General features: G+C 62.7%; 21 protein-coding genes. 7 read left to right on the top strand and 14 right to left on the bottom strand.

The features are described 5' to 3' along the window. The first annotated feature begins 29 nt into the window (after positions 1-29). Positions 30-434 (top strand): four helix bundle protein, encoded by a 405-nt coding sequence (locus VMH22_10195; GenBank protein ID HTW92065.1) that lies wholly within the window; start codon positions 30-32, stop codon positions 432-434. Between the two features lie 26 nt (positions 435-460). On the opposite strand, the gene VMH22_10190 is transcribed toward VMH22_10195, so the two are convergent. The 6 genes from VMH22_10190 to VMH22_10165 form a co-directional block, all read right to left on the bottom strand. Next, positions 461-1,207, bottom strand: coding sequence for a phage Gp37/Gp68 family protein (locus VMH22_10190; protein HTW92064.1), 747 nt, complete (start codon positions 1,205-1,207; stop codon positions 461-463). A 3-nt stretch (positions 1,208-1,210) separates the two neighbouring features. Next, positions 1,211-1,909, bottom strand: a complete 699-nt coding sequence (locus tag VMH22_10185; GenBank protein ID HTW92063.1) for a hypothetical protein — start codon at positions 1,907-1,909, stop codon at positions 1,211-1,213. A 107-nt stretch (positions 1,910-2,016) separates the two neighbouring features. Continuing rightward, a complete protein-coding gene (locus VMH22_10180) occupies positions 2,017-2,700 on the bottom strand; it encodes a hypothetical protein (GenBank protein HTW92062.1) in 684 nt (227 codons plus the stop codon). Between the two features lie 10 nt (positions 2,701-2,710). Next, positions 2,711-3,148, bottom strand: coding sequence for a DUF488 domain-containing protein (locus VMH22_10175; GenBank protein HTW92061.1), 438 nt, complete (start codon positions 3,146-3,148; stop codon positions 2,711-2,713). Next, entirely contained in the window at positions 3,088-3,714 is a 627-nt protein-coding gene (locus VMH22_10170) for a DUF488 domain-containing protein (protein HTW92060.1), read from the bottom strand. Before VMH22_10170 ends, VMH22_10175 begins: the two co-directional genes overlap by 61 nt. A gap of 9 nt (positions 3,715-3,723) precedes the next feature. Further along, entirely contained in the window at positions 3,724-3,879 is a 156-nt protein-coding gene (locus tag VMH22_10165; GenBank protein ID HTW92059.1) for a hypothetical protein, read from the bottom strand. A 210-nt stretch (positions 3,880-4,089) separates the two neighbouring features. On the opposite strand from VMH22_10165, the gene VMH22_10160 reads away from it, so the two are divergent. The 4 genes from VMH22_10160 to VMH22_10145 are packed head-to-tail and all read left to right on the top strand — an operon-like array spanning position 4,090 to position 8,904. Beyond that, positions 4,090-6,480, top strand: a complete 2,391-nt coding sequence (locus tag VMH22_10160; GenBank protein HTW92058.1) for an FAD-dependent oxidoreductase — start codon at positions 4,090-4,092, stop codon at positions 6,478-6,480. Next, positions 6,477-7,187 carry a hypothetical protein gene (locus VMH22_10155; protein HTW92057.1) on the top strand — a complete coding sequence of 237 codons (711 nt, stop codon included), beginning with the start codon at positions 6,477-6,479 and terminating at the stop codon, positions 7,185-7,187. Before VMH22_10160 ends, VMH22_10155 begins: the two co-directional genes overlap by 4 nt. A 32-nt stretch (positions 7,188-7,219) precedes the next feature. Then, complete coding sequence (locus VMH22_10150; protein HTW92056.1) at positions 7,220-7,756, top strand: glycerol-3-phosphate acyltransferase; 537 nt, start codon at positions 7,220-7,222, stop codon at positions 7,754-7,756. Continuing rightward, positions 7,753-8,904 (top strand): glycosyltransferase, encoded by a 1,152-nt coding sequence (locus tag VMH22_10145; GenBank protein ID HTW92055.1) that lies wholly within the window; start codon positions 7,753-7,755, stop codon positions 8,902-8,904. Before VMH22_10150 ends, VMH22_10145 begins: the two co-directional genes overlap by 4 nt. 120 nt (positions 8,905-9,024) lie before the next feature. Here the strand turns inward: VMH22_10145 and VMH22_10140 are convergent, their stop codons facing one another. The 5 genes from VMH22_10140 to VMH22_10120 all read right to left on the bottom strand — a co-directional run bounded on the left by VMH22_10140 (position 9,025) and on the right by VMH22_10120 (position 17,798). Then, the gene (locus tag VMH22_10140; GenBank protein HTW92054.1) at positions 9,025-9,294 is read right to left on the bottom strand and encodes a hypothetical protein; all 270 of its coding nucleotides are present in this window, start codon (positions 9,292-9,294) and stop codon (positions 9,025-9,027) included. Between the two features lie 647 nt (positions 9,295-9,941). Continuing rightward, positions 9,942-12,524, bottom strand: coding sequence for a hypothetical protein (locus VMH22_10135; GenBank protein ID HTW92053.1), 2,583 nt, complete (start codon positions 12,522-12,524; stop codon positions 9,942-9,944). Positions 12,525-12,533: 9 nt separating this feature from the next. Further along, positions 12,534-15,317, bottom strand: a complete 2,784-nt coding sequence (locus VMH22_10130) for a hypothetical protein (GenBank protein ID HTW92052.1) — start codon at positions 15,315-15,317, stop codon at positions 12,534-12,536. Positions 15,318-15,644: 327 nt separating this feature from the next. Continuing rightward, positions 15,645-15,821 (bottom strand): hypothetical protein, encoded by a 177-nt coding sequence (locus VMH22_10125; GenBank protein HTW92051.1) that lies wholly within the window; start codon positions 15,819-15,821, stop codon positions 15,645-15,647. A 159-nt stretch (positions 15,822-15,980) separates the two neighbouring features. Further along, positions 15,981-17,798 carry a T9SS type A sorting domain-containing protein gene (locus VMH22_10120; GenBank protein HTW92050.1) on the bottom strand — a complete coding sequence of 606 codons (1,818 nt, stop codon included), beginning with the start codon at positions 17,796-17,798 and terminating at the stop codon, positions 15,981-15,983. A gap of 259 nt (positions 17,799-18,057) precedes the next feature. On the opposite strand from VMH22_10120, the gene murA reads away from it, so the two are divergent. Then, the gene (gene murA, locus VMH22_10115; GenBank protein ID HTW92049.1) at positions 18,058-19,317 is read left to right on the top strand and encodes a UDP-N-acetylglucosamine 1-carboxyvinyltransferase; all 1,260 of its coding nucleotides are present in this window, start codon (positions 18,058-18,060) and stop codon (positions 19,315-19,317) included. Then, positions 19,298-20,437: a flavodoxin-dependent (E)-4-hydroxy-3-methylbut-2-enyl-diphosphate synthase gene (ispG, locus tag VMH22_10110; GenBank protein HTW92048.1), complete on the top strand. Its 1,140-nt coding sequence runs from the start codon at positions 19,298-19,300 to the stop codon at positions 20,435-20,437. Before murA ends, ispG begins: the two co-directional genes overlap by 20 nt. On the opposite strand, the gene VMH22_10105 is transcribed toward ispG, so the two are convergent. Genes VMH22_10105 through VMH22_10095 form a run of 3 tightly spaced genes read right to left on the bottom strand, consistent with a single transcriptional unit; the run spans position 20,367 to position 23,562 of the window. Further along, complete coding sequence (locus VMH22_10105; GenBank protein ID HTW92047.1) at positions 20,367-21,113, bottom strand: acyl-CoA dehydratase activase; 747 nt, start codon at positions 21,111-21,113, stop codon at positions 20,367-20,369. The genes ispG and VMH22_10105 overlap by 71 nt on opposite strands. Before the next feature lie 26 nt (positions 21,114-21,139). Then, on the bottom strand, positions 21,140-22,192 hold the full coding sequence (locus tag VMH22_10100; protein ID HTW92046.1) for a uroporphyrinogen decarboxylase family protein: 1,053 nt from the start codon (positions 22,190-22,192) through the stop codon (positions 21,140-21,142). Next, positions 22,189-23,562, bottom strand: coding sequence for a 2-hydroxyacyl-CoA dehydratase family protein (locus VMH22_10095; protein ID HTW92045.1), 1,374 nt, complete (start codon positions 23,560-23,562; stop codon positions 22,189-22,191). Before VMH22_10095 ends, VMH22_10100 begins: the two co-directional genes overlap by 4 nt. Between the last annotated feature and the right edge of the window lie 39 nt (positions 23,563-23,601).

Here is a 23,601-nt window from a genome sequence, read left to right as displayed (position 1 = left end):
GGCAGTAGACAGTAGACAGGGAAGGGCACATGAAGGAGTGTGAAGGGGGCCAGGGGGCAGAGAAGCCTGGCGTACGGAAGCTGGAGAGGTTTGAGGATCTCTCGGTCTGGCAGAGGGCTCACGAACTCACGCTCGTGGTGTATCGCATGACCGCGCGCTTCCCTCGCGAGGAGCAGTTCGGACTCGTGTCACAGATGCGGCGGGCGGCCGTATCGGTGCCCGCGAACATCGCCGAAGGCTTCAAGAAGCGGAGCAGTCCGGACAAGGTGAGGTTCTACAACATCTCCCAGGGCTCGCTGGAAGAATTACGCTACTACCTGCTCCTTAGTCGTGACCTCGGTTACGTGACTAACGTCGAACCCGTCACGGCCTCTTTGGACGTGGTTGGTCGAATGCTGCATGGTCTGATTGTCTCAATCGTCGGTCGCGCGTGACGTAGCCCGCTGGAGTTCGCTGTCTGCTACATGCTGTCTACTGTCTGCTGTCTACCGTCTACTGCCTGCCGTGGCATCGCGTCGTATATCCTGCCGTCGAGTGTGCGGCCGTTCGCGTGCTTCCTCGTCCCGCCCCACTGCTTGAAGTAGAAGGCAACCCCGGCCTTCTTGCACTGATTCCGGATGGAAATGACCCATTCCTTCCTGATTGGTCGCGCTCCCGGTCCGGACTCGCCGCCGACAATTACCCAGTCGATGTCACCAAGAGGGAGGTCCGGAATTTCGCCCAGTAGCGGCTCCACTGAAAGGAACTTAACCCTGGCAGGCGTCGCGACGAGATCGGCGATGCGCTTCACGTTCCGAGAGTCCTCGACCGTCACTCCCATCCAGATGTTCTCAGGCCAAGGTAGCGTCGGAGCCAACTGCCTGAGCCGTTGACTGCGCTTGGTGAGAACCTGGAATCGGTGCTGTCGGCACGACTTCATCACGTCGAACACGCGCTGGATGAATCCCGATGGCACCTTCTCATGGAAAAGGTCACCCATGGAACAGAGGAATACATCGTGCGGCTTGCGCCAAGACTGCGGAGTGAGCAACTCGCTCTCGTGGGTCGTCACCTTGAACCCGTTCTTGTACTTCGGCATGCCCGCGGCCTGCAGCCGCAGGGCGAACCGTTCCGCATAGCAGTGCGCGCACCCCGCGCTGATGTGCGAGCACCCCGTTACCGGGTTCCACGTCGCCTCAGTCCATTCGATGGAGGAGTGGTCGGCCATGGCCTACAGACGCCACGTCGGGTCGTCCTGCAGGTGGATGTTATTGACCTGCAGCCAATGCTTGCCCTGGCTCATCGCCCTGGTGACGCCGACACTTAGAATCGCAGCCGCGCCCTCGTTCATTCGCCGGTTCAAGTTGGCAATCAGCTCCGAGCGAGGCGTCTGCTGGTCGTCATGGTACAGCCGAAAGTCTGTGACCGCGGGAGAATACTCGCCGTCCAAGTCTCGGACATGGCAACGGATGCGCTTCTTAGTCTGACCTTGATACGCTTCGGTGCAGACCTCAAGTAGCGGCGCGTCCCCGGGGATTAGACAGCCGAGTGATGCTTCGCCTGTTGCGGGTTCCAGTATGCAGGTGTTCCCGTGTCGGCACAGGGCTGCACCGAACACATCAACCAACCTAAGTTGACCGACCCCCCGCAACAACTGCCAGAACTCGTCAGCCGGCACGTCGCGCAGCTTGCTTGCCGAGGAGGCCCGTATCTCGCAGTCCTCGACTTCAGGCGGACTTGGCTTCGGCTTGGCACGACCCAGGTCCACCTCGGTTGCCATGTTGAAGGGCCCGCCGTTCGGTTCCAGCATCTCAACTCCAATGCGGTCGCGCAACACCGGTCGGACGTGACGACCAGTCTTGGGGTCGATCCCAGCGATGCAGACGAACCCAGGCTGCATCCGGGTTACGTGGTTGACGACGATTCGCACGTAGTAACTACAGGTGTTTCACGCGGACATCCCGCTCGTACGACTGCCGATACTCCGCCACCAAACGTCAGTGATCCTCGTTTCTAACCGCGCATCTTCGATCATGACTAATAATCCTCCGGTCCGGTCAGATTGAGCGGCGAATCGTGCAAGAAGACGCCCGTGACTTGCAGAAAGTGGTACCCGGGATCGTCGTAGAACCGTGTCAGACCCACGCCGAGTATGAGATCCTCGCCTGCGCGAATGCGCCGATTGGTAGCATCCAGCAGTTCGACGACCGTAGCTCCCTGTGGCATATGGAAGCGTAGGTCGTTGAGCGCGACATCTATCCCGTTCGAGAGCAGCACGCGTGGCTTCTCCTCAGGGCTTAGCCGTAGTTCCGCGGCTTCAGGCCGCAGGAAGCCAAGGGAACGCGTGCCCTGACCGCACTCTGTCACCCAGTGGTCATGCCAAAGGTGGAGGGCCTCGCCGAATATCTCCCGTAGCGACGGCTGAGAGACTTCCCGTATCAGACTCCAGAACTCGGTCGGCGGCACTGGGCGCAGGACTTCGGCGATGTAGGGATCGCAAACGAAGTCCTCGACATGTGGAGGAACTGGGCGCGGCGTGCCAGCACCGAGTGCGACTTCAAGTCCGAGCTCAAAAGGTCCTCCATTCTCCAGCAGCGTTTCCGGTCCGAGCGCCCTGCCGGAGAGTGTCTGCGGCCGGACGTGGTAGTGCGTGTCGTCGATGCCGGCCACGCACACGTGGTTCTCACCCATTTGCGTAACATGGGTGACGACTATGCGCATGTGGTCACGTCTAGAGATGAACGACCTTCATGTCCTTCCAGTGCAGTGCTAGGTACTCGACAACCAGTCGCCTGTGACATCGCTTGGGTTCAGCCTCGCTGCAGAGCAGCGCCGCCGGAGCTGAGAACAACTCGCGGTCCAACTCCGCCGCCACCTTCCTCTCATCCAGCAGTGCCAGGAAGCGGCGTTCGTACTCCGGCCAGTCAATCTTCTTCTTGCGGTAATCGTCTAGAAGCTCCTTCGTGGGCGCAAGCAGCGGCAGGTGCACGTAGTTCGCATCCAGCAACTCGCGCAGGAAGTAAGGCAGGTCGGTGCCGCGCGCGAAGAGCGACAAACCGCCGTTCGGCCTCAAGCGTATGTCTACGACGCGACGGACCCCGGCCCGCTTCAGCGCCCCGAAGAAAGCTTCGGCGGTCTTGCCTGCGAAACCGACCGTGTAGATTTCCACTCCGGCTTCTCCTTTGTCACGAATCCGAACTCCTGTTGCACCTCCGGCGGCGCGTGCTTTCGCTCGGCCTCGGCCAGTTCGGCTTCAGCCTGAACGCGACCGTCGCCCCGGATGTGAAGCACGGTCACGCCGCGCGCGGTCAGCACCCGCCCCACCAGCAACCGGCGGTGACACTCATGCGGGTCCTCTTCGTTGCACATGAGCGCGACGCGGTGTTCCCGAATCCCGCGCAGGAGCCGTTCGATGCCCTCGCGGAATTCGGGCGACTCGGCAATCAGGTCATAGCGAACGTGGCCCTTCTCATCGTAGAACCCCCGCTCGCGCGGCCTGCCGCCGAGTTCTGCGCCAAGGTACAAGTACTTGATGCCCGCTTTCAGCACGGCCTGCTTCAGCGCGTCGCCATTAAAGTGCGGCACGTACTTCGAGTACGGTGCCGAACGCACGTCTACCAGCACCTCGATGTTGTGCGTCTTCAGAAGAGCAACGAATGCCTCCTGCGTGACGTTCGAGTGTCCGATAGTGAAGACCACTGGTCCGCTAGTCTGCTGCGTCGCGCCTTCCATCATACGCCGATTCTAGCCGATGTCCGGCGTTGGTCTAGACACCGCCTGCTGTGTCGGCCAATTGGGTACGGCCCGGTCGATCTCGGACATCGGACGTATGGTTTCTTTGAAGGTCACGACGACGGCATGAGTCCCGGTCGCTGACGCTCTGCGTCGCGGGTTGAGCACGTCAGTAATATGCCGCCTGGCGGGGCGAAAGTCAAGCCGGCGCGGCGGCACACGCCATACCGAGCTTTGACCGTGCTGCCGCACCGGCTATGATGGATAAATGCCAAACCGAGACGACATCACTGCACCAATCCGACGCCACGGGTCTGCCGGCGTGCCGGTCATGTTGTCCGCCCGACGCAGTTCTCCGGATTGCTCAGCGAGGCCGCGATGAAACTGCTGCCTGAGGGTGAGGTTCGAGACCGGTACGATGTAATCGTCGTCGGTTCCGGGCTATCGAGCCTGACCGCGGCGGCACTGGTCGCGCGGGGCGGGCTCTCTACGCTCCTGGTCGAGCACCACTACCTGCCCGGCGGGATGTGCACGACCCTCCGGCGCAAGGGTTTCTCTTTCGACACCGGCACCGCGCTGATGTACGGGTTCGGCGAGCGCGGCGTCAACCCGCACCGGTTCGTGATGAATCAGCTCGAAGCGGACGTGGACGTCATCGAGCACCAGGCCCTGCTCCGGATGCACTTCAACGGCAAGCCCATCGTTTTCTGGCCGGACTACGACCGGTTCGTCTCCGAGCTCTGCGCCGCGTTTCCGAAGCAGGCCGACGAGGTGCGAGCACTCTACTCCTATCTGCACAAGCTCTACTTCAACGTCATCGCCAGCCAGCAGATGGTCGTGCCCCCGACCGAAATCCCTCCCCAGGAGAACCTGAAGAAGCTGCTGCGCCACCCCGCCGCCATGCTCGCGTCGCTCCGAATGCTCTCGATGCCGACTGAGAAGGTCCTGCGCCGGTTCGTCAAGGACCCGGAGCTGATGGCCTTCTTCGACAAGCTTTGCTCGGTCTATGTCTACTGCACCGCGGCCGAGACCCCGGCCATCCTCGCGGCGACGATGTTCGTGGACAACCACGTGGGCGGCGCGTATTACCCGGCCCGCTCACCGCAGGTCTACTCCTCCACGCTGGAGAAGGCGCTTGAAGATGCGGGCGGACAGACGCTGTATGGCCGCCGCGTGGACGAGATTCTCATCGAAGGCGGCAAGGCGACCGGGGTGCGGTTCGAGGACGGCACGATTGTGCGAGCCCGCGCCATTGTTGCCGGTGTCACAGTCTGGAACTTGTACGGGAAACTCGTGCGGCCCGAGTTCCAGAAGCCGGGACGGGCCGATTGGGCGAAGAGCCTGGTCCCGACCTATGCCAGCCTCGTGCTCTACATCGGGGTCAAGGCCGAAGCGATTCCTGCCGGCACTCTCCCGGTCGAGATGCTGATTGCCGACATCGAGGGCGTGAACCAGGGCGATCTCACGCTCTACATTTCATCGCTCGACGACCCGTCCATCTGTCCGCCCGGCACCCATGCCATCACGACCATTGCGCCTTCGCCCGAGCCTTGGCCCAGCCCTTGGAGCGAGGAATACCGGAGCGCGGACTACCGCGAGCGCAAGGCCGCGGCGGTGGCGCGGACCATGGACCAGATTGAGACGTTGTTCCCGGACCTGCGCCGCAACATCCTCGTACTTGAAGCAGGGACGCCCGCCACCATCGAACGCTATACGCTCAAGAATGGCGGCGCGGTCGGCGGGCCGAAGCAGGCCATCGGCCAGCAGTTGATGAAACGCCTGCACGGGCAGAGCGACTGGCCCAATCTGTTTCTATGCGGTGATTCAACCGTGATGGGCATGGGCACGCCGGCGGTCACGGTTTCCGGAATCGGCGCTGCCAACCTTGTCCTGCGTGCGGCCGGCAAACCCGAGTACGGCCGCCGTGAATTCGAGCGTCAGCGTGTCCACATCGTCAAAGGCAAGCCGCTTGCCCCGCTGCCGAGTCAGGGCGAGCCGCTCGACCCGGTACGGGCGATGCGGCTTGCGCGCGAGTGCCAATACTGCGAGGCGCCGGACTGCACCTGCGCCTGCCCGACCGGGAATGACATACGGAACGTGATGCGCCGGATCGAAGCCGGCAACTTCGCGGGCGCGGCCCGGGCCCTGCGTCAGACCAACCCGCTGGCCGAAGTCTTCGGACACATCTGCCGGCCGGGCCCGAGCTGCGAACGGCACTGCCTGCGCATGAGCTTTGCCGACGGCCCGGTGCGGATTGCCGAACTCGAGGCGTGGGTTTGCCGCGAGGCCGGCGACCGCGGCTGGCGAACCGACCAACCCGAACAATCAGGCAAGTCCGCCACCATCATCGGCGCCGGCCCGGCCGGTCTGAGTTGCGCCTACTTCCTTGCCCGCGCCGGATGGAAAGTGACGCTGTGGGACAAGCGCGCCGAGCCGGGCGGCAGTCTGCTTGACCTCGACCCGGCGCTGCTGACAAAGGACGTCCTGGCACGCGACCTCAACGGCGTGCTTCACGCCGGAGCCATATTCAGCGGCGACAAGCCGGTCAAGTATGTCGGCGGGCTTGCCCAGGAACACACCGCGGTCGTGATTGCCGCGGGCATTGAAGGTAAATCGCTTGTTGCCGGACTGGACGCGGTTGGGGATGGGCTGAAGGCGAAGAACAATGTCGTCGCGTGTGGGGCGGTCGTGCGTGGTCACTGCTCTGCCCTGCAGGCGGTTGCCGACGGCCGCGCGGCCGCGCGGATGATTGGAGAATCGTACACATGAGCTGGCTGGCACTTGTCCTGGCAATAGCAACAATCGGGCAAGACTCGGTAGTAGACCGCGTGTTTGACCGGCTGGCACAGACGAATCGCCTGACAGCGGGTGTCAGCTACAACGCGGTCTACCGGTATGAGGAGCAGGACCTGAAAGCCGGTACGGCGAAGACCATCGGTTGCACTCGGCGCGTTTCATGGAGGCGTGGCGGGCAGCAGGAGAATGAGTTCCTCTCGGTCACCGCCAACGGGCGCGAGTTACAGGGCCGCGATCGGGAACGCACCATCGCCGACCTGCGCAGCAAAGGCGTGATGTCGACCGATTCCAGGATGCCCTTCATGCTTCAGACTCGGGCAGACTACCACTACGACGTAATCTCGTCCGGGACCTGCCACGGACTGGACGCCTGGATTGTCGGGTTCGAGCCGGTATCACCTTCGGACAAGACCGTGCGCGGACAGGCCTGGGTGCTGAAGGACAGCTTCGACGTGGTGCGGATGGAGTTTCTGCCCGCGCGCCTGCCATTCGTCGTGACCGACGCGAGCATGGTACTCGACTATGACCGGGTCAACGGGTTCTGGGTGCCGGTACGGTTCGACATGAACATGGACCTCAAGCTCAAGTTCCTCTTCGACCTGATGCGAAGGCGCATCACAATCCAGGACGTGTACAGCGACCATGAGTTCATCCTGAGTCCGGCAACCGGAGGAAACTAGTCCTGCTGCTGCGCGGCATCGTGATGGTCGTGGTGGGATTCTACACAGGTTCGCTGATGTTCTCCATGTGGCTAGCGCGGCTGGCCGGAGGCGACGTACGCCGGGTTGGTGACGGCAACCCGGGCCCGGTCAACGCATTCCGGGCCGCGGGCCCGCTCGTCGGCAGCCTCGCGCTGCTGCTCGATTTCCTGAAAGGCTGGCTGCCGGTAGCCGCAGCCTACTGGCTCCTCGGTTTCCGCGGATGGTGGCTGGCCGCGGTCATGGTCGCGCCGGTACTCGGGCACGCATTCTCGCCGTTCCTGCGTCTGCGCGGTGGCAAGGCGATTACGGTAACGTTCGGTGTCTGGTCGGGCATGACTTTGTGGGAAGCGCCGTGCCTGCTGGGCGCCGTGCTTGCTCTCTGCAAGCTGGTATTCCGGCTGCGTGACGACTGGAGCACGCTGGTCGCCTTGGCCTTTCTACTCATATACCTATTCTGGCGACACCCCCAGGCGCCGTTGGTCGCGGCATGGACCGTGAATGCGGCAGTGGTCGCCCTCAAGCACCTGAACTCCAGACCTGTCGGGTGAGCTTGCTCGACTGGCTGGTCCACTCGACTCACATTCTCGGCTTCGTCTGCGTGCAGACGCTGATTGCCGTGACCAACGCGCTGCTGCTCAAGCGCGTGGACCGGTTCCCGCCGGCGCCAGGCAGGCCGAAGGTCTCGGTGCTGGTGCCGGCCCGCGACGAGGAGCAGGCCATCGGAGCCTGCGTGCGCTCGCTGCTGGCGCAGGACTACGCTGACCTCGAAGTCATTGTGCTGGACGACGGCTCTCAGGACCGCACTGCGGCTATACTCGCCGAGCTGAATTCGGACCGGCTGCGCGTACTGCAGGGACAGCCGCTGCCCGCCGACTGGAACGGCAAAGCATGGGCGTGCGAGCAACTGGCCGACGCCGCGAAAGGCGATTTGCTGTTCTTCACTGACGCCGACACCGTGTTTCAGCCGCAGGCGGTAAGGTCGGCGGTGAACGCCATGAGTGCGATGCGGGCCGACCTGCTGACCGCGGTCACCGCGAACCGAGTTCCGACCCTGGGCGAGCAGTTGACGGTCCCATTCGTGCCGTGGTCGATTCTGTCGTTGCTGCCGATGGCCGTGAGTCGGCTGTTTCCGCGCGGCGTCGCGTTCACTGCCGCGAACGGGAAGTTCCTCCTTTTCCGGCGAGAGGCATACGAGGCAGTTGGCAGGTTCCACGCGGTCAGGGACCACGCCACTGAGGACATTGCGCTCGCCAAGCTGGCTCGGCGCAAGGGATTTCGCACCTGCCTGCTGGACGCGACGTCATTGGCCAGCGCGCGGATGTACTGCGGTCTGCGGGACGCGGTCGCCGGATTCAGCAAAAACCTGTTCGCCTTGTTCAACTACCGCGTGCTGGTAGCGTTGTTCGTGTGGTGCTGGCTGCTGACGATAACCTGGCACCCGATAGCCGGCGTTGCCGCGGCAGTGGCGGCCGGCCACCCGGTGCCTCTCGTGCCGGCGGCGACAATCGTCATCGAAGCCGGCATCTGGCTGCTGGCCTCGCTCGAGTTCGGCCTCCCTTGGCACCTGTTTCTCCTCGGCCCGGCAATCGTCACCGTATCAGCGTTCACCGGCATACGGGCAATGGTGCTGGCATTGACCGGCCGCGCCCGTTGGAAGGGCCGTCGCCTTGCGACGCGGAGGCCGCGACTCATCTGAACGGGCGAGCTACGCAATCGCGTCATGCTCGGACGAGGACAGAGACTTACCGACGCGCGGCAAGGCCGAGTCGGCTCCTGCTGACCGCTGTTGCCAGGCCGGCTGGCCTCGACGGCCCCGTCAGAAGGCGAGTCGATGTCCACAACAAGGGGTCGAGTGGTCCAGAGGTCCAGTTGTCGAGTCCGTGAAGCACAAGCGGCGAGCCCGTAAGGTCGAGACCACGCAGGCGTTGAGGACCGCTTTGACCTTGGTTTCCATGGCGGACACCCGGGGAATGGTTGCTTCCTGGCGCACGGCCAGGTCCTCGCGCAGGTCGCCAAGCTTCTCCCCGACTCGTCTCAGGTTGCACTTAGCCTTCCAGCGAACCGCTCTCTTCTTCGGGGCAGTCATGTCGTTCCTCCATTCGTGTCCTGCTCGTTGCAACGCCATAGTACCAGAGCGTATTCCACCCATCAACTGGCGCTATCAACAAGCTTAAGCTATTGATATTCAATGCTATAATTGGCATGCAGCGTGACCTGCGCCAGCACTCGGTAAGTCACTCCCCCAGTGATTCCCCCAGTCACTCCCCCAGTGACTCCCCCAGTCACTTACCGAGTGACTTACCGAGTCACTTGCCTGGTGAGTCACCGAGTGACTCGGTGAGTGACTCGCCTGGTTACTTACCGACTGACATGGTAAGTGACATGCCCAGTTACTTGCCCAGTGAGTTGCCGAGTGACTTACCCAGTGACTCGTCTAGTGAGTCGGTAAGTGACTTGCCGAGTGAGACGGTAAGTTACTTGCCAAGTGACACGCCGAGTGACTCGCCGAGTGAATTACCGAGTGGTTTGCTGAGTGGTTTGAAGACCGGTATGCAGCGTGTCGGCTGATTGGGCGCTGACCATGGCCTTCATCATTCCAAGGACGGCAGCTTGCGGCGGTACGCAGACACCAGGAATGCAAGAGGCCATCCAGCAAGCTCTTGGGCGAGCAATCTGTGGAGCCTTCTGACGAGCCGCGAGGCCAGTCCCGACTGGTGCTGTTGAGGCCGCGCTCTAGCGCGTCAGGACCACCTTCCGGACAGCTTTGGCTTGAGCTTCTCGCACGAAGTACACGCCGGGGCTGAGGCGACTGACGTCGTTCGCGCCGGAACGAAGATCGAGCACCTTGCGGCCCGAGATGTCGAGCAGCACGGGCCTTGGGACACGATCCGAATTGCCGGGCAATTCGGTCATGTCCCGCGGCAGGAAGAGGATGCCGCGGACGACCGTCGCATGCGATGCGAATGAAGTCGCCTTTGCCACGTCACCGGTCACGCCGAAGGGCGTGTTCAGCAAGAACCCCCAGATGCGGGGCGCGTCCGCTGATCGGCCCAGAATCGTCGGGGCAAGACTCTGGTACACCATGAGGCTCAGCCCTGCCGTGCCCCGCCCGAAAGCCGGATTCACCTGGCCGTACTGCTGCGCCACGAGCGCGACCGAATCGACAACGCTGCCCTGCGAACTGACTCGTGCAGCGTAAATGTCCCAGTCGCGGCTGCGGTCGTCTGACCACGCCACGAAGAAGTTACTGTCGTCCGGAGTGGCCGCCGGGGCCATCTGGGTCCGCGCGGCCGTGCAGATAGGAATGCCCGAGACATCCAGAACCACACCATCGGCGGTCACCCGCGCGCCATAGATGTCAGACTCACCGCGACGCGCGTCCTCCCACACGACGAGCGAGGCAGGTTTTCCTTTTACAACCACTGGGGTTCGCTGATCGCCTGCGGCCCCGGATATCTCAAAGCCATAACCGTCGAGCACCTGGCCGGCCGGAGTTACGCGACCACCATAGATGTCAACAGGGTAGCTCAAGGGCCAACGCTCCCAGACAACAAGGAAGTTATCGCCGTTGTAGTCAAGCGCCGGTTCGAGACTGCCCGAAAAGGGATAATAGCCCAGCAATTGGGTTTCCAGGACGCGGCCGTCCGTGGCAACACGCGTACAGTAGATATTATCCGTCCCGGCGTCACCGGCCCATGTCACAAGATAGTAGCCGCCGCCAAACGCGACTGCCGGCTCGAAGCCGTCTTGGGCGGGCGCAGAACCGCCAATAGGAAACCCGCCCACGTCAAGAACAACGCCACCTGGTGTCAGACGTGTTCCGTAGATGCTCCCATAGCTGTTGCTGCGACAGTCTTCCCAGACGACCAGGTAGTTGGCGCCATCGAAGGCGACCTTCGGAGCAGATTGGTCGGTGGCAAGTGTACAGATGGGGATGGGCACCGGGTCGAGAATCTTGCCCGTCGGGGCCACGCGGATGCCCAAGATGTCCCAGTCGTTGCCATTGTAGCTCTGCCACACGACGAGGAAATTCTCGCCATCAAACGCAGCAGCCGGATGCTCCTCGAAATTCGCGGCCAGGGATAGCGGAATGCCTTCGGGGTCGAGCACAGTGCAGTTGTGGTCGACGCGTGCACCAGAGATAGTAGTGTACTCATGCCGTTGGTCCCACCAGACTACGAGGCAGTTCTCAGGACCGGCCGCGATTACCGGATCATCATGCCGGTTGGGCGCCCCACAGATCTGAATCGCCGACGTATCGAGAACGGTCCCTTGGGGACTCAGACGGGCACCATAGATATCCGCCCCATTCCGCTTGTCACTCCATGTCACCAGATTGTTCTCGCCATCGAACGTAACCGACGGGTACGTCTGGTTACCAACGGCAGTGACCGCTATGCCTGATGTATCGAGAACAACGCCCTGCTTACTCACCCGTGCGCCGTAGATGTCCCACAGCGAACTTCTGCTGTCTTGCCATACAACAACGTAGTCCGTGCCGTCATACGTTGCTGCGGGATACGCTCGCCCTTGGGACCCATCCGATATCGTGATGGCCGCAGAATCAAGCACCGTCCCGCCTGGCGCCAACCTCACACCGCAAATGACGGAACCACTAAACTGCCAAACAACCAGAGAACCCGTTCCGTCAGAAGCAACGGCCGATGGGCTGTCGTCCGTATGGGTCGAAATCACAATAGCGGCAGTGTCCAGCACTGCGCCCGCCGACGACACTCTCGCACCATGGATGCCATGGATGCCTCCCTGTGTGTAGCTCCATACTACCACGAAATTCGTGCCGTCATACGTAACCGCGGGATAGAATTGGCCGCCGGGAGCGGTGGAGATCTCGATGCCCGCCGGGTCAAGCACCGTGCCGGCCGGCGTCACCCGCGCCCCGCGAATGTCTCTTACGGTATCGCGAATTTCCGACCAGACAACGAGGAAGACTGTGCCATCGAACGCGACCGCCGGGTCGTGCTGGTCCGAATTCTCGGAGATCAGGAAACCGCCCGTGTCAAGCAACACGCCGGCCTGCGTGACTCGCGCTCCGATGATGTTCCATTCTGAGTTGCGAAAGTCCTCCCAGACTGCAAGGTAGTTGGTGCCGTCAAACGCGACCGCCGGGGCGCTGCGGTCCTCGGCTGGGTTAACATACGTAATGCTCGTGTCGACCAGAAACGCGCTGCTGGGCCGAGGCTCGGAGTGACTGGAGTGCGCCTGCCGGACTCCATCCCGGGGGTTGAAATGAGGCGTCAGGGCTAGTCCGTATGAAATCAGGATGCAGACGGCAGATAGGGCAGCACGGAACTTCATTCCATCCTCCTATCTCGCGATGACCACCTTGCGACAGCTTGCGGCTGACAGCTTACGGCTTTCAGCCCGGACGAAGTACACGCCGGGGCTGAGGCGGCTCACGTCGTTCGTGCCTGTGTGCAACTCGGCGACCTTCCGTCCGGCTGCGTCCAGCAGTTCCGTCCTGTCTACTGTCTGCTGTCTACTGTCTACTGCGCCCAGCACCAGCACGCCGTGGATCACTGTGGCCCCGCTGGTCGTTTTCCTCAACTGCCGGCTGTCGGCATGTTGGATTCCGAGTGGCACTCCGAGCGTTCCCCACAGGCGGTCGACGCCGTAGTAATGACCCATCGCCGTGTCGGTGTAGCAACTGAACAGCAGCAACAAATCCGGGCCGCTGCCATAGACCGCGTCGAACCCGTCGTCGTAACCGGGCAGCCCGAACCAATCTCCTTTCCGGACGACGTTTCCGGCCGTGTCAACCTGGGCCGCGACGAAGTAGGTGGTATCTCCGGCGTAGTTCTGGCGACGCCACAGCACTTTGAATGCGGACCCGCTGGAAGTGACGCGTGGGGAGGGTGAGGTATAGCCGGTCGAATCCATGAATATGCCGTTGGGGTCCGGAACGGTCCCGTCAGCCCGGACTCGGGCTGCGTATACGCTGCTATAGCCGGAGCGGTCGTCCTCCCATGCCACAAGCGAGCTGGACGGCCCGCGCGCAACCGATGGCGAGGTCTGGTAGTTGTCCGCGCCGCCGACTACGAACCTCGGCTTGGTAACCTGGCCGGCAGGGCTGACAAGAGCTCCATAGACTCTGCTCCCATATGCATTGGTGTTCGTACCTGGCCAAGTAACGAGAAAGTCGCTTCCCGAGAAGCAGACTGCCGGTTGCACATCGTCAAACGTGTCGGCAGCAGCCACCACAAAGCCGCCCGGGTCGAGCACGACTCCGGCCGGGCTGACTCGGGCCGCGTAGATGTTGTCGGTCATCCCGGAGCGATAGTCCTGCCAGACCACCAGGAAGTTCTGGCCGTCGAAGCTGATGTCGGGCTGGTCCTGATAACCCGTCGCGGCGCAGACCACGATGCCCGCCGAGTCAAGAACCGTCCCATTACTGTCTACCCGCGCACACCAAATGTCCGTACTGCCATCTACGCTCCGATAGTCCGCCCAGGCCACTAAATAGAGTGAATCTCCGAACCCGGTCGCCAGACTCTGCTTGTTCCCCGGCGCATCGTTGACCGGGAATCCGACCGGGTCGAGCACGATGCCGCCGGCGCTAATCCGTGCTGCGCTGACTGCCGAGCCCTGGTCCGCAGACTCAAGCCACGCGGCGAAGTAGTCGGTCCCGTTGGAGGCGCTGCTTGGACCGGATTGGGCATCCGGACCCAACGGGAAAAAGATGCCGGAATCGAGCACTGCCCCGCCCGGGCTGATACGTGTGCAGCTCACGCCGTAGTCATAGGAGAGAGTGTCATACTCGCTGAAGGCGACGAGGAAGTTCGCGTGGTCCGCGGCCACGCCGGGGTACTCGCAGGAGAATCCTCCCGCGTCGGGCCGAATCAGACCTGAATCGAGCGGAACGCCGTCCACCGTCATCCTGCGGCCACGCAGAGAACCACGGTACGACGTGGTATCAAGCGCGCACCACATGACAAGATACCTGGTGCCGTCGAACCCGACCGATGGATACTCGTCATAGGTCGGGCCGCTGCACAGTTGTATGCCGGTAGTGTCGACAAGGTTTCCGGACACGGAAACGCGAGCCGCGTAAATATCAGGTTGCGCCGTGCCTTCGGCCCATGACGCAAGAAAGCACGTGTCACCGAATGCCAGTGACGGGAATGCCTGTATGCTTGCCGGATCGTGGCGCAGGAATATGGCGCGACCGAGTACGCTGCCGGTTCTCGATACTCTTGTCGCCTTGGCCGTCGCCGAAATCGTATCGTACGCAGTCCATGCCACCAGGAATAATCCGTGTCCGAACGCAACGGTGGGCGTCATCTCGTATTGCAGGGACTCCTTTGCCACCGGAAACGGCACCGTGTCCAAGACCCGGCCGCCGGTCGTCACTCGTGACGCATAGATGTCGCTGTTCCCATAGGGGTTTTCAGTCCACACCACAAGACAGGTGGAATCGCCGTCGAACGCGACCGCCGGTGTGTTCTGCCCGCTATCGCTGGCCCAGACGAGAAACGAATCCAGGGGCGTCCCGGCCGAGTCCAGCCGCGCCGCCCAGATGCTATCGTCGTACCCGGAAGTCCAGACCGCGATGAAGCCGGAACCCGTGCCGGTGATCGACCGGGTCAGTCCTGTATACGAATACTGCTCTTGTCCAACCAGACTTCCTTGAGGGTCGAGCAAGGATCCACCCGTACCAATGCCGCTGGTACGAACAGAGTAGTTGTTGTCGTCCGACCACATCACGCGCCATCCGTTCCCGTTCGACGCCGCGCCGTAGCAGTACTGCGAGCCGGATGCCGGCCCAAGCACTACGCCGGTGTCGACCATGAACGCGTCGTCGAATCTCCCGCCATGGAAAACAGGGACTGTACCGCGCTGCTCGTTCCTACGGTGCCCCGGGCACGTCCGACGCAAGCGCTCCGAGGGGCTGTCCCTGTTTTCCGCAATTGGTCTGCGCGGCGGCCAGACCGCTTGGTGCTCCCCGCGCAGAACTCGGGCGATGTGGTTGTAATTGGAATACTGACTACGGGTCCGATGGTTGCTGCCCGGGAGCGTCCGCGCCTCACCGGCTACGAGCAGGCTCCACAGGGCGCAAATAGATGCTGCACAAGCTACTTTCCTTCCGAACATGCCTCCTCCTTTTGCGGCATTGAGCCGCCGTCGGCTTCCTTCAACCCGGCGCCGGGCAGTGCCGCTGTTGCTGAGCGTACCCCGCCCCCTGAGGCGGCACGCGCTCTCAGTCCATGCCGGCCGGCCACGGCCAATGCGTACCAACAGTGTGGCGACGTCTTCCATAATGTCAAGCAATCACGGTAGTCCCGAATCCGATATTGAACCGCCAAGACGCCAAGAACGCCAAGCATACGACAGAAGGGATGAAGGCGGAGGGATGAAGGATGAATGCCGGTTCCGGCTTCCCGGTTCAGCCTTTCCGGTTTCATCCCTTCCTCTCTGTGTCTAAGTGGTGAGTCCCCACTTCGTCACGACCGTTTTGGTGACGCTTGACGCATCACGCATCACGCCCGACGCCGGACGCACAAAGTAAACGCCGGGGCTGAGGCGGCTGACGTCGTTCGCACCCGGCTTCAAGCTCTGCCCCCGTCGAAGCAGCGCAAGCAGGAGAGCGATTTTCACCATGCATCCGGGCCCGGCTGGGCCATTTCTCGACCATACCTTGGTTTGTTATACACCCGCTCAGTCCGTTTGTCAAGGCATCTGGCACAGCGGCGCGGAGCCCGCGTGAACGAAGCGGCGGGGAGTTGCCTCCCCGCCGCTGTGTGGAGAGTTACTCGCCTAGTGCGTGACGATGACCTTGGCCACCGGCGCCTCGGCCCCGGCCACGCGAGCGAAGTAGATGCCGCCCGCCAGATGCCGGCCATCGAGTATCGCCTGGTCGCGGCTCAGGCTGAGTGTCCGCACCACGCTGCCGGTTGCATCGTAGAGCTCCACCGCCTTCTCCAGCCCGGTCGGGTTGAGCAGTCGAATTGTGGTCATGCCGCCGAACGGATTCGGGTTGACATCAATCCGCGCCGGCGCCCGGATCGGCGTCGCCTTCACCGGCTCCAGAATCCCGACCGGTCCGGAAATCGTCGCGTTCGCGGCGACGTCACGCACGTCGCCGTCGCGGCTCGGTGCCCATACCCCGCTGTTTTCCCAACCCTGGTTGGAGAGCGGCGGGACGGAATCCATGCCGAACGACGGTTCGCCGGTCGTGTCCGACATGGCGCAGACAAAGAACGCACCGCTGTCAATGACCACCGCGCTGGACGGAGTCACAGTGTACCAGGCCGCGGAGGAAACCGTGACCGTCGATTCGTACAACACCGCACCCGGCGCGCCCAGGGAGTCCGGGGCGCAGATGGAGATAGACGGCGTCGAAGTCACCGCGTTCTCCTGCATGTAGACCCGCGCGCCCTGTATCGAGCACGGGTAGACCGGCGGCACGAACCGGTTGCCGAAGCCGCCCGGGGCATTCCAGTACATCGAGCTGGGGGGCGTGCCGCTGTCGTAAGTGAGCAGTGCCGGCATGGAGACCACGTGGAGTTCGATCGTCGCCGTGTCGTTCGCGGCCAGCATGTCACCGCTCATCTTGGTGTAGATCTTGATGACATAGGTGCCGTTCGTGGCTGGCCGCCACTGGCCCGCGAGCGGCAGTGATTCGGTCTGGCCGGCATTCGACGGCGAGGCCCACGTTGAGTCAGAGAAGAGAGTCGTACCGCTCTGCCGCAGCACCTTGAAGTAGGTCTGGTACCCGGCCTCGGCCTGGTTGCCGTAGTTCTTGACCACTGCCCAGAAGGAGAGCGGCCGGCCGTTGACCGTGAACACACCGCCGTTGCGGTCGTTCATCGCATTGCGGACACCCACGTCGTGGACCTTCAGCGTGGTTGACTCGGGCGGAAAGAAACGGACCGCGAGGCTGTCGTGGATTGCGTTACTCGCCGGAGTCGTGCCGGACAGGTAGTTCAGGCCGATAGCGCCCGAGACATTCTCGATACCGGTCTGGTTGTCGGTGGCACTCCAGCCGTTGTACGGCGCGCCGCTCTGTTGCTGGTACTGGAACTTGATGGACGAGTCCGCCTTGGTCAGAAGAATCTGGAACGTGTTGTTGCCGCCCGTGCTCCAGAACCCGATGCTGTCGTACTCAACGATGAAGCTGTCGCTGTGGTTCGTCCAGTACCAGACCGATCCGTGAGGCGAATAGGTGGAGCCGCAGTCAAGGTCAGTCAATAACGGGGCAAGCTGGTTGTTCGGCTTGGACGTGCTCGGGACCGCGTGGAAAGGCGATGCATTCGAAGAAGCGTCGCCGAACGTGATGTAGCCGTTGGAACCGACGATGACTGAGCTGACACGGTACCAGTAATAAGGGAAGTTGAACCCGATCGCAAACGGCCCGGCAGTGTTGTCGTCACCGAGGCTGGTTATCTTGGTGCCCACGCCCTTGATGCTGAACCAATTGTACGTAGGGGCGCCCGGCCCGGTCGTGTCCGAGTCCAGGTACTTGTAACCGAATGTGTCCGGCCCGCCGCCGCCGAGCGGCACCGGCCCGCTGGGTGGCACCGGGCCGCCCGGCGTGACCGACAGCAGCACAATTGACAGAATAGCAACGAACATCGATCCTCCTTTCGGCTCTGCTCGGACAGAGCCGTTGTTCTGTTTATCCTGAAAGCTGAACCATTGCGACCACGCAGCACCTCGCTCTGCGCCGGTCGGAGCAAGCGAGGACTACTATAGGCTGCCCAAAGCGGAAGTCAAGGAGGTATGGTCCGGCCCGAACGGCCCGACTTGCCGACGGTGCGATGCCCGCGGACGGATCGGACTTCACGACTCCTGTCCTTGACTTTCCATCTCGGGACCCAAGAATATGTGTTCGATGGACAAGTTTATCATCCGTGGTCCGACCCGCCTCGAAGGTTCGGTCGCCGTCGCTGCCGCCAAGAACGCGGTCCTTCCCATTCTTGCCGCGTGCCTGCTGACCGAGGAAACGTGCACGATCCGTGACGTGCCGCTCCTGGAGGACGTCAAAACCATGACCAAGCTCCTCCGCTCGCTCGGCATCCAGGTCGAACAGCGAAAGCACACCGTCCGAATCACAGCGGCAGGCAAAGTCGAACGCATCGCCAGCTACGATATCGTGCGCAAGATGCGCGCCAGCTACTACGTGCTCGGACCCTTGCTGGGACGCTTCGGCGACGCGCGGGTCTCGTTGCCGGGCGGCTGCGCTATTGGTCCGCGCCCGGTTGACCTGCATTTGAAGGGCATCGCCGCGCTCGGGGCGGAAGTGAACATCGAACACGGTTACATCCACGCCACCGGCCGTCTGCGCGGCGGCAGCATGCTGCTCGAAGGCGCATCCGGGCCCAGCGTGGGCGCGACCGCCAACACGATGATGGCTGCAGTGCTTGCCGAAGGCGACACGGTCATCCAGGGCGCCGCCTGCGAGCCGGAAGTCACGGACCTCGCTGATTTCCTGACCGGCATGGGCGCCAGGATCGAAGGCGGCGGTACGCCGGTCATCAGAATCAGGGGTGTGAAGCGCCTGCGCGGCACCGAGTACCGGCCGATTCCGGACCGGGTTGAGGCCGGCACGCTTGCGGTCGCAGCCGCCATAACGCACGGCGACCTGGAGATCACCGATTGCGAACCAGCCCACCTGACATCGGCCATCGACTGCCTGCGCAAGACTGGCGCAACCGTGGAGACGGGAAAACGCAAGCTCATTGTCAGCGCGGAGCGACGTCCCGCATCGGTCACGATCACAACCGCGCCATACCCCGGATTCGCGACCGATCTGCAGGCTCAGTTCACGGCGCTCCTGGCATGCGGCCAGGGCACGAGTGTAGTGACCGAGAATGTCTTCGAAGCCCGGTTCCTGCACGCGCTGGAGCTTAACCGCATGGGCGCCAGGATCGACATTAATGGCCGGACCGCGGTCGTTCAGGGCGTCGAGAACCTGTCTGGGGCACAGGTCATGGCGTCCGACCTCCGCGCGTCGGCCGCACTGGTCCTGGCTGGGCTCGCCGCGAAAGGCGAGACCGAAGTCCAACGTATTTACCACCTCGACCGGGGATACGAGTCGCTTGAATCGAAGCTAGGAGCCGTCGGGGCGAAGATTGAGCGCGTCAGCTACTAGCCAGAAGCCACGACACAAGACGCTGGCCTTCGGCGTCGGCTCACTGGCAATCGGTGGCCGGTCGCCGGTCTCTATCCAATCCATGACCAAGACGCGCACCGACGACGTGAGGGGAACCGTACGCCAGATCCGTCGGCTGGAACGTGCGGGCTGCGAAATGGTGCGCATGGCCGTGCCCGACATGAACGCTGCCGCAGCACTGCCCGAAATCCGCAAGCGTGTCGCTTTGCCGCTGGTTGCCGACGTCCACTTCGACTATCGCCTGGCCCTGGCCGCGATCAAGGCCGGGTTCGACAAAGTGCGAATCAACCCCGGTAACATCGGCGCGGAGTGGAAGGTGCGCGAGATCGTCAACGCGGCAAAGGACTCGGGAGCGGCAATCCGAGTCGGGGTCAATGCCGGTTCCGTCGAGAAATCAGTCTTGCGAAAACACCGGCACCCCACGGTCGCGGCAATGGCCGAAAGCATGACGGTCTGCCTGGAGCCGTTCGAGAAGCTTGGGTTCAAGAGGATTGTGCTGTCGGCCAAGTCCACTGATGTACCTGAGACTATCGCCGTGTATCGCCAGCTGTCACGGCACTGGCCGTACCCGCTTCACGTTGGGCTGACCGAAGCCGGACCACCCTTCGAGGGCGCAATTCGCTCCACCGCCGCGCTGTCGGTCCTGCTTCTGGAGGGTATCGGCGACACAATCCGCATCTCGCTGACCGGTGATCCGGTGCAGGAAGTCACAGCCGGGTACGAACTACTGGGCGCGCTGGGGCTGCGCCGCCGCGGGCCGCTGGTCTATTCCTGCCCCACCTGTGGTCGTACCGGCATCGACGTCATTGGCCTGACTCGCAAAACGAAGCAGGCGCTGAGCGCGCACGCGGAGCCGATCAAGGTAGCGGTAATGGGTTGCGTCGTGAATGGGCCCGGTGAGGCGCGTGAGGCCGACTTCGGGATTGCCGGCGGCAAAGGCCGCGGCATTGTCTTCGCTCACGGCCGGGTAGTCAGGACCTGCGCCGAAGACGAACTCGTCGAGGCACTGCTTCGCGAGGTCGAGAAGTCTAGTCGCTGGCCCCAGCGGACAGAGCCGCGCCGAGCGCCGCGGCCAGCAATGGCTTCCGGGCAACCGTGACTGGAGTTCCCAGCGCCTTCTCCAACGCTGCCCTCATCCCGGGGTTCTGCGCCACACCACCGGTAAAGACGACATCGGGCTCGACCCGCAGCCGCGCCGCCATGTTGGCGACGCGTCTGGCAAGCGCCTCGTGCAGACCGGCGATGATATCAGCGACCGGCGTGTCGGCCGCGAGCAGTGAGAGTATCTCTGACTCAGCCATCACTACGCAAAGGCTCGAAACCGGCACCGGCCTTTGGGACTCAAGGCTCAACTGGCCGAAGTCTTCGAGCGGCACCGACAGCGTCTTCGCCAGCACTGACAGGAAGTGGCCGGTCCCGGCTGCGCAGCGGTCGTTCATTGCGAAGTCACGCACCTTGCCCGATTCGTCGAGGCTGAGCACCTTGGAGTCCTGTCCCCCGATGTCGATTACTGTCCGGCACGTCGGGTGCCAGTAGCGGATACCGAGGGAAGCGGCCTTGATCTCGGTGATGGTCCCTTCAACCTTGTCCACAACATGACGGGCATAGCCGGTCGCCACCACACCGCGCACGTGACCACTGAGGTCCTTGTGTTCACTACGGCATTCGGCCATGACCTGGTGCGCGGTTTCCCGGGGTCGCGGCCCGGTCGGGACGACTCTCTCGCAGAATACCTGTTGGCTCGCGCGGTCGAACACCACTAGCTTTGTATTCACCGAACCAACGTCAATCCCGGCAGTAATCACGCTCTCCTCCTCCGACCGTAATCGGGGTTGAAGCCAACCTGCCTTGCCGAACGCACGAAGGCGCGCACGTTCTCGGGAGGTGTATCAACCGGCACCTCACAGCCGGTGGCGGCGACGAAGCCCTTCGGACAATTCTTCCCTGCCGTTGTCATCTCGGCCACTTCGCGTTCAATGGTCTTCGGGTCTGACAGCAGGATCGCGGACGTGTCGTAGTTGCCGATGATACGGCACGCTTGCCCCGCGCCGGCTATCGCGCCCGCCACGTCGACACGATCGATGCTCAGCAGGTCAGCTCCGGTCTCAGGCATCATGGCGATGGTCGTTCGGGTGTCACCGCAGATGTGAAGCACGACATCGAGGTCATATCGGTGAAGGTAGCGAATCACCTCTGCTTCGGAAGGAAGAGCAAACTCGCGGTAGTGCTCAGCCGAGATGACGCTACCCGACGCCAACGGGTCGACAAGAATCGGCAGCCCGCCCGCGCCGATGATAGCGCGACAGAAACGAACTATCGAGCGCGTCGCGTAGGCAAGCAGTTCCTTCACCCGCTCGGGTTCGGTCAGCAGACCGAGGAGAAACGCCTCCTGGTCTACGAGCTGCTGCGCGGTCGTGAACGGTGCCGGAACATAGGCAAGAATCGGCACCGTGTCCCCTCTTGCTTCGTAAGCATAGGTGACGGCGTCAATGTAGACGCGCAGCCGGCCATCGGTCAACGGGCCGACAACACGGTCGTCCAATCTCGTCAGATCGGTCCACTTCGGCCGCGTCAGCAACGGCAGGTCGTCCTCGGGATAGTCGAACTGCGACCCCAAGGCCTCGGCTACCAACCCGACCTCGGAGAAAAAGGAGATGAAGTCGATGCCATAGGTCTCCTGAGCGACGAGCTGACATCGCGCCATCGCCGCGCCAGCGGTGTAGTACTCGCGCACCGGGATGCCGGCAAGGCGAGCCGCGTGGGCCGTGACCAGTGGGAATACCGGCACGCGGTCCTGCGGCTCGTCGATAACCAGGAGGCCAAAGCGCTCACGCGGGGTCAGCAGGTCTTTCACCGGCGGCTCCTCAGCACCTCAAGGAAAGCATCAATCCTGGTCTGCAACTGCCGTCCGATTTCGTTCGAAGCCGGCGCGACATCGAACTCCAATGCCGGCAGGTCGAGTTCCTGCTTCACGATGTCGGATATCAGCCGCGTCTCCATTGCACAGTGCGAGCCGCCGAGTATTCCCGAGATAATAACACCTTCGGCTTGTCGCTCCCGCGCCTGCCTTATCACCGACTTGGCCCGTTGCCCTGAAGTGCCGATCAGCGAGGCGGCCATGAATGATTCGGCAATCGCCTCCAACGGTGGCTTCGACTCGTCCATGATCTCCAGCGCCTGGTTGATGACGTACTCCGTGCCCATCACCCTCGCGCCCGCGTCCTCCACATACGTGAGAAGCAACGGGTCAGCCGGTGGTGTCACCCAGACGACTCGCAACGCGTCTTCGGGAAGCACCCGCTCTCCCTCCCTCGCGCGGCCTCCGGCCGTGCCTAGGAGGTGCTCCAGCACCGCGGTCCATTCGCCCATGTCCGAGTAGTAGTGCAGGTTTCCGAACTCAACAACCATCATCTCAAGAGCAGCCAACGCCGCGTGGCGGAACGCCAGATCGCGCAGCCGCGCCACCAGATTTCGCACTCGATTCGCCCGACGCACGCCCTCGCGTAGCTCGACCTCGGTGATAGCGTGACCGGTAAGCTTCTCCATCCGCTCGACGACCCGCTCGTACTCCCGCTTCAGGAATTCGATGAGCGCTTGCCTCTCGCTGGCTCCGCCCATTCGACATTCGTCATTCGACATTCGACATTCTCCGCGAAGCGGCTCCTCGACCCAGAGCATGTCGGGTGCGAAAGACTCCACCAGTTGCTCGACCCCGGAGTAGTCGTCGCATGACGCGCCGGTCGAGGCAATAACCAGGTCCGGGTCAGGGAAGTAGGAGTGCTTGGAAAATGCGCCCAGAGCCGCGCGCGAGAAGCACGTGGCATCACCGATGCCCAGCTCGGCGGCGGCATCGAACAGCACCCGGCTCTCCATCACGAACGGCGTCCACCATATGCAGTCGGGGTAGAAGGCGACGCAACCCGGGAACGAGTTCACGATGACCGGGACCGCGCCAAGGTCGCCCATCGTTGCGATGACGCGACGTCCTGTCTGCCTTGCTCGGAACAGCCGCTCGGTCTCATTTTGCACAAATCCCCACATCCGCAGGGCCGCCAGGGAATTATCGAACTTGAGTCGCCGCAGGTGACGCGCACCGTAGATCGAGAACGTCTGGGGTGGGAACAAGTACTTCGACCACGCCTCACCATTGCCGTAGTAGTGGTACCGCTCAATCAACTCATCCGGCACACGGTCAAACAGGTCAAGCCACTGATCGAAGGTCACGCGCGCCGACTTCGGGTCCGCCCAACCTGGCACTTGATC

Source organism: bacterium, assembly GCA_035505375.1.
In the GTDB taxonomy this organism is placed as follows: Bacteria; Hydrothermota; Tepidihabitantia; order Tepidihabitantales; family Tepidihabitantaceae; genus UBA2258.
This window is presented reverse-complemented; position numbering and strand designations above follow the sequence as displayed.

Coding starts and splice junctions, on each gene's coding strand:
- VMH22_10195 (HTW92065.1), top strand. CDS start 30: ATGAAGGAGTGTGAAGGGGGCCAGGGGGCAGAGAAGCCTGGCGTACGG.
- VMH22_10190 (HTW92064.1), bottom strand. CDS start 1,207: ATGGCCGACCACTCCTCCATCGAATGGACTGAGGCGACGTGGAACCCG.
- VMH22_10180 (HTW92062.1), bottom strand. CDS start 2,700: ATGCGCATAGTCGTCACCCATGTTACGCAAATGGGTGAGAACCACGTG.
- VMH22_10170 (HTW92060.1), bottom strand. CDS start 3,714: ATGATGGAAGGCGCGACGCAGCAGACTAGCGGACCAGTGGTCTTCACT.
- VMH22_10160 (HTW92058.1), top strand. CDS start 4,090: ATGAAACTGCTGCCTGAGGGTGAGGTTCGAGACCGGTACGATGTAATC.
- VMH22_10155 (HTW92057.1), top strand. CDS start 6,477: ATGAGCTGGCTGGCACTTGTCCTGGCAATAGCAACAATCGGGCAAGAC.
- VMH22_10140 (HTW92054.1), bottom strand. CDS start 9,294: ATGACTGCCCCGAAGAAGAGAGCGGTTCGCTGGAAGGCTAAGTGCAAC.
- VMH22_10135 (HTW92053.1), bottom strand. CDS start 12,524: ATGAAGTTCCGTGCTGCCCTATCTGCCGTCTGCATCCTGATTTCATAC.
- VMH22_10130 (HTW92052.1), bottom strand. CDS start 15,317: ATGTTCGGAAGGAAAGTAGCTTGTGCAGCATCTATTTGCGCCCTGTGG.
- VMH22_10120 (HTW92050.1), bottom strand. CDS start 17,798: ATGTTCGTTGCTATTCTGTCAATTGTGCTGCTGTCGGTCACGCCGGGC.
- murA (HTW92049.1), top strand. CDS start 18,058: ATGGACAAGTTTATCATCCGTGGTCCGACCCGCCTCGAAGGTTCGGTC.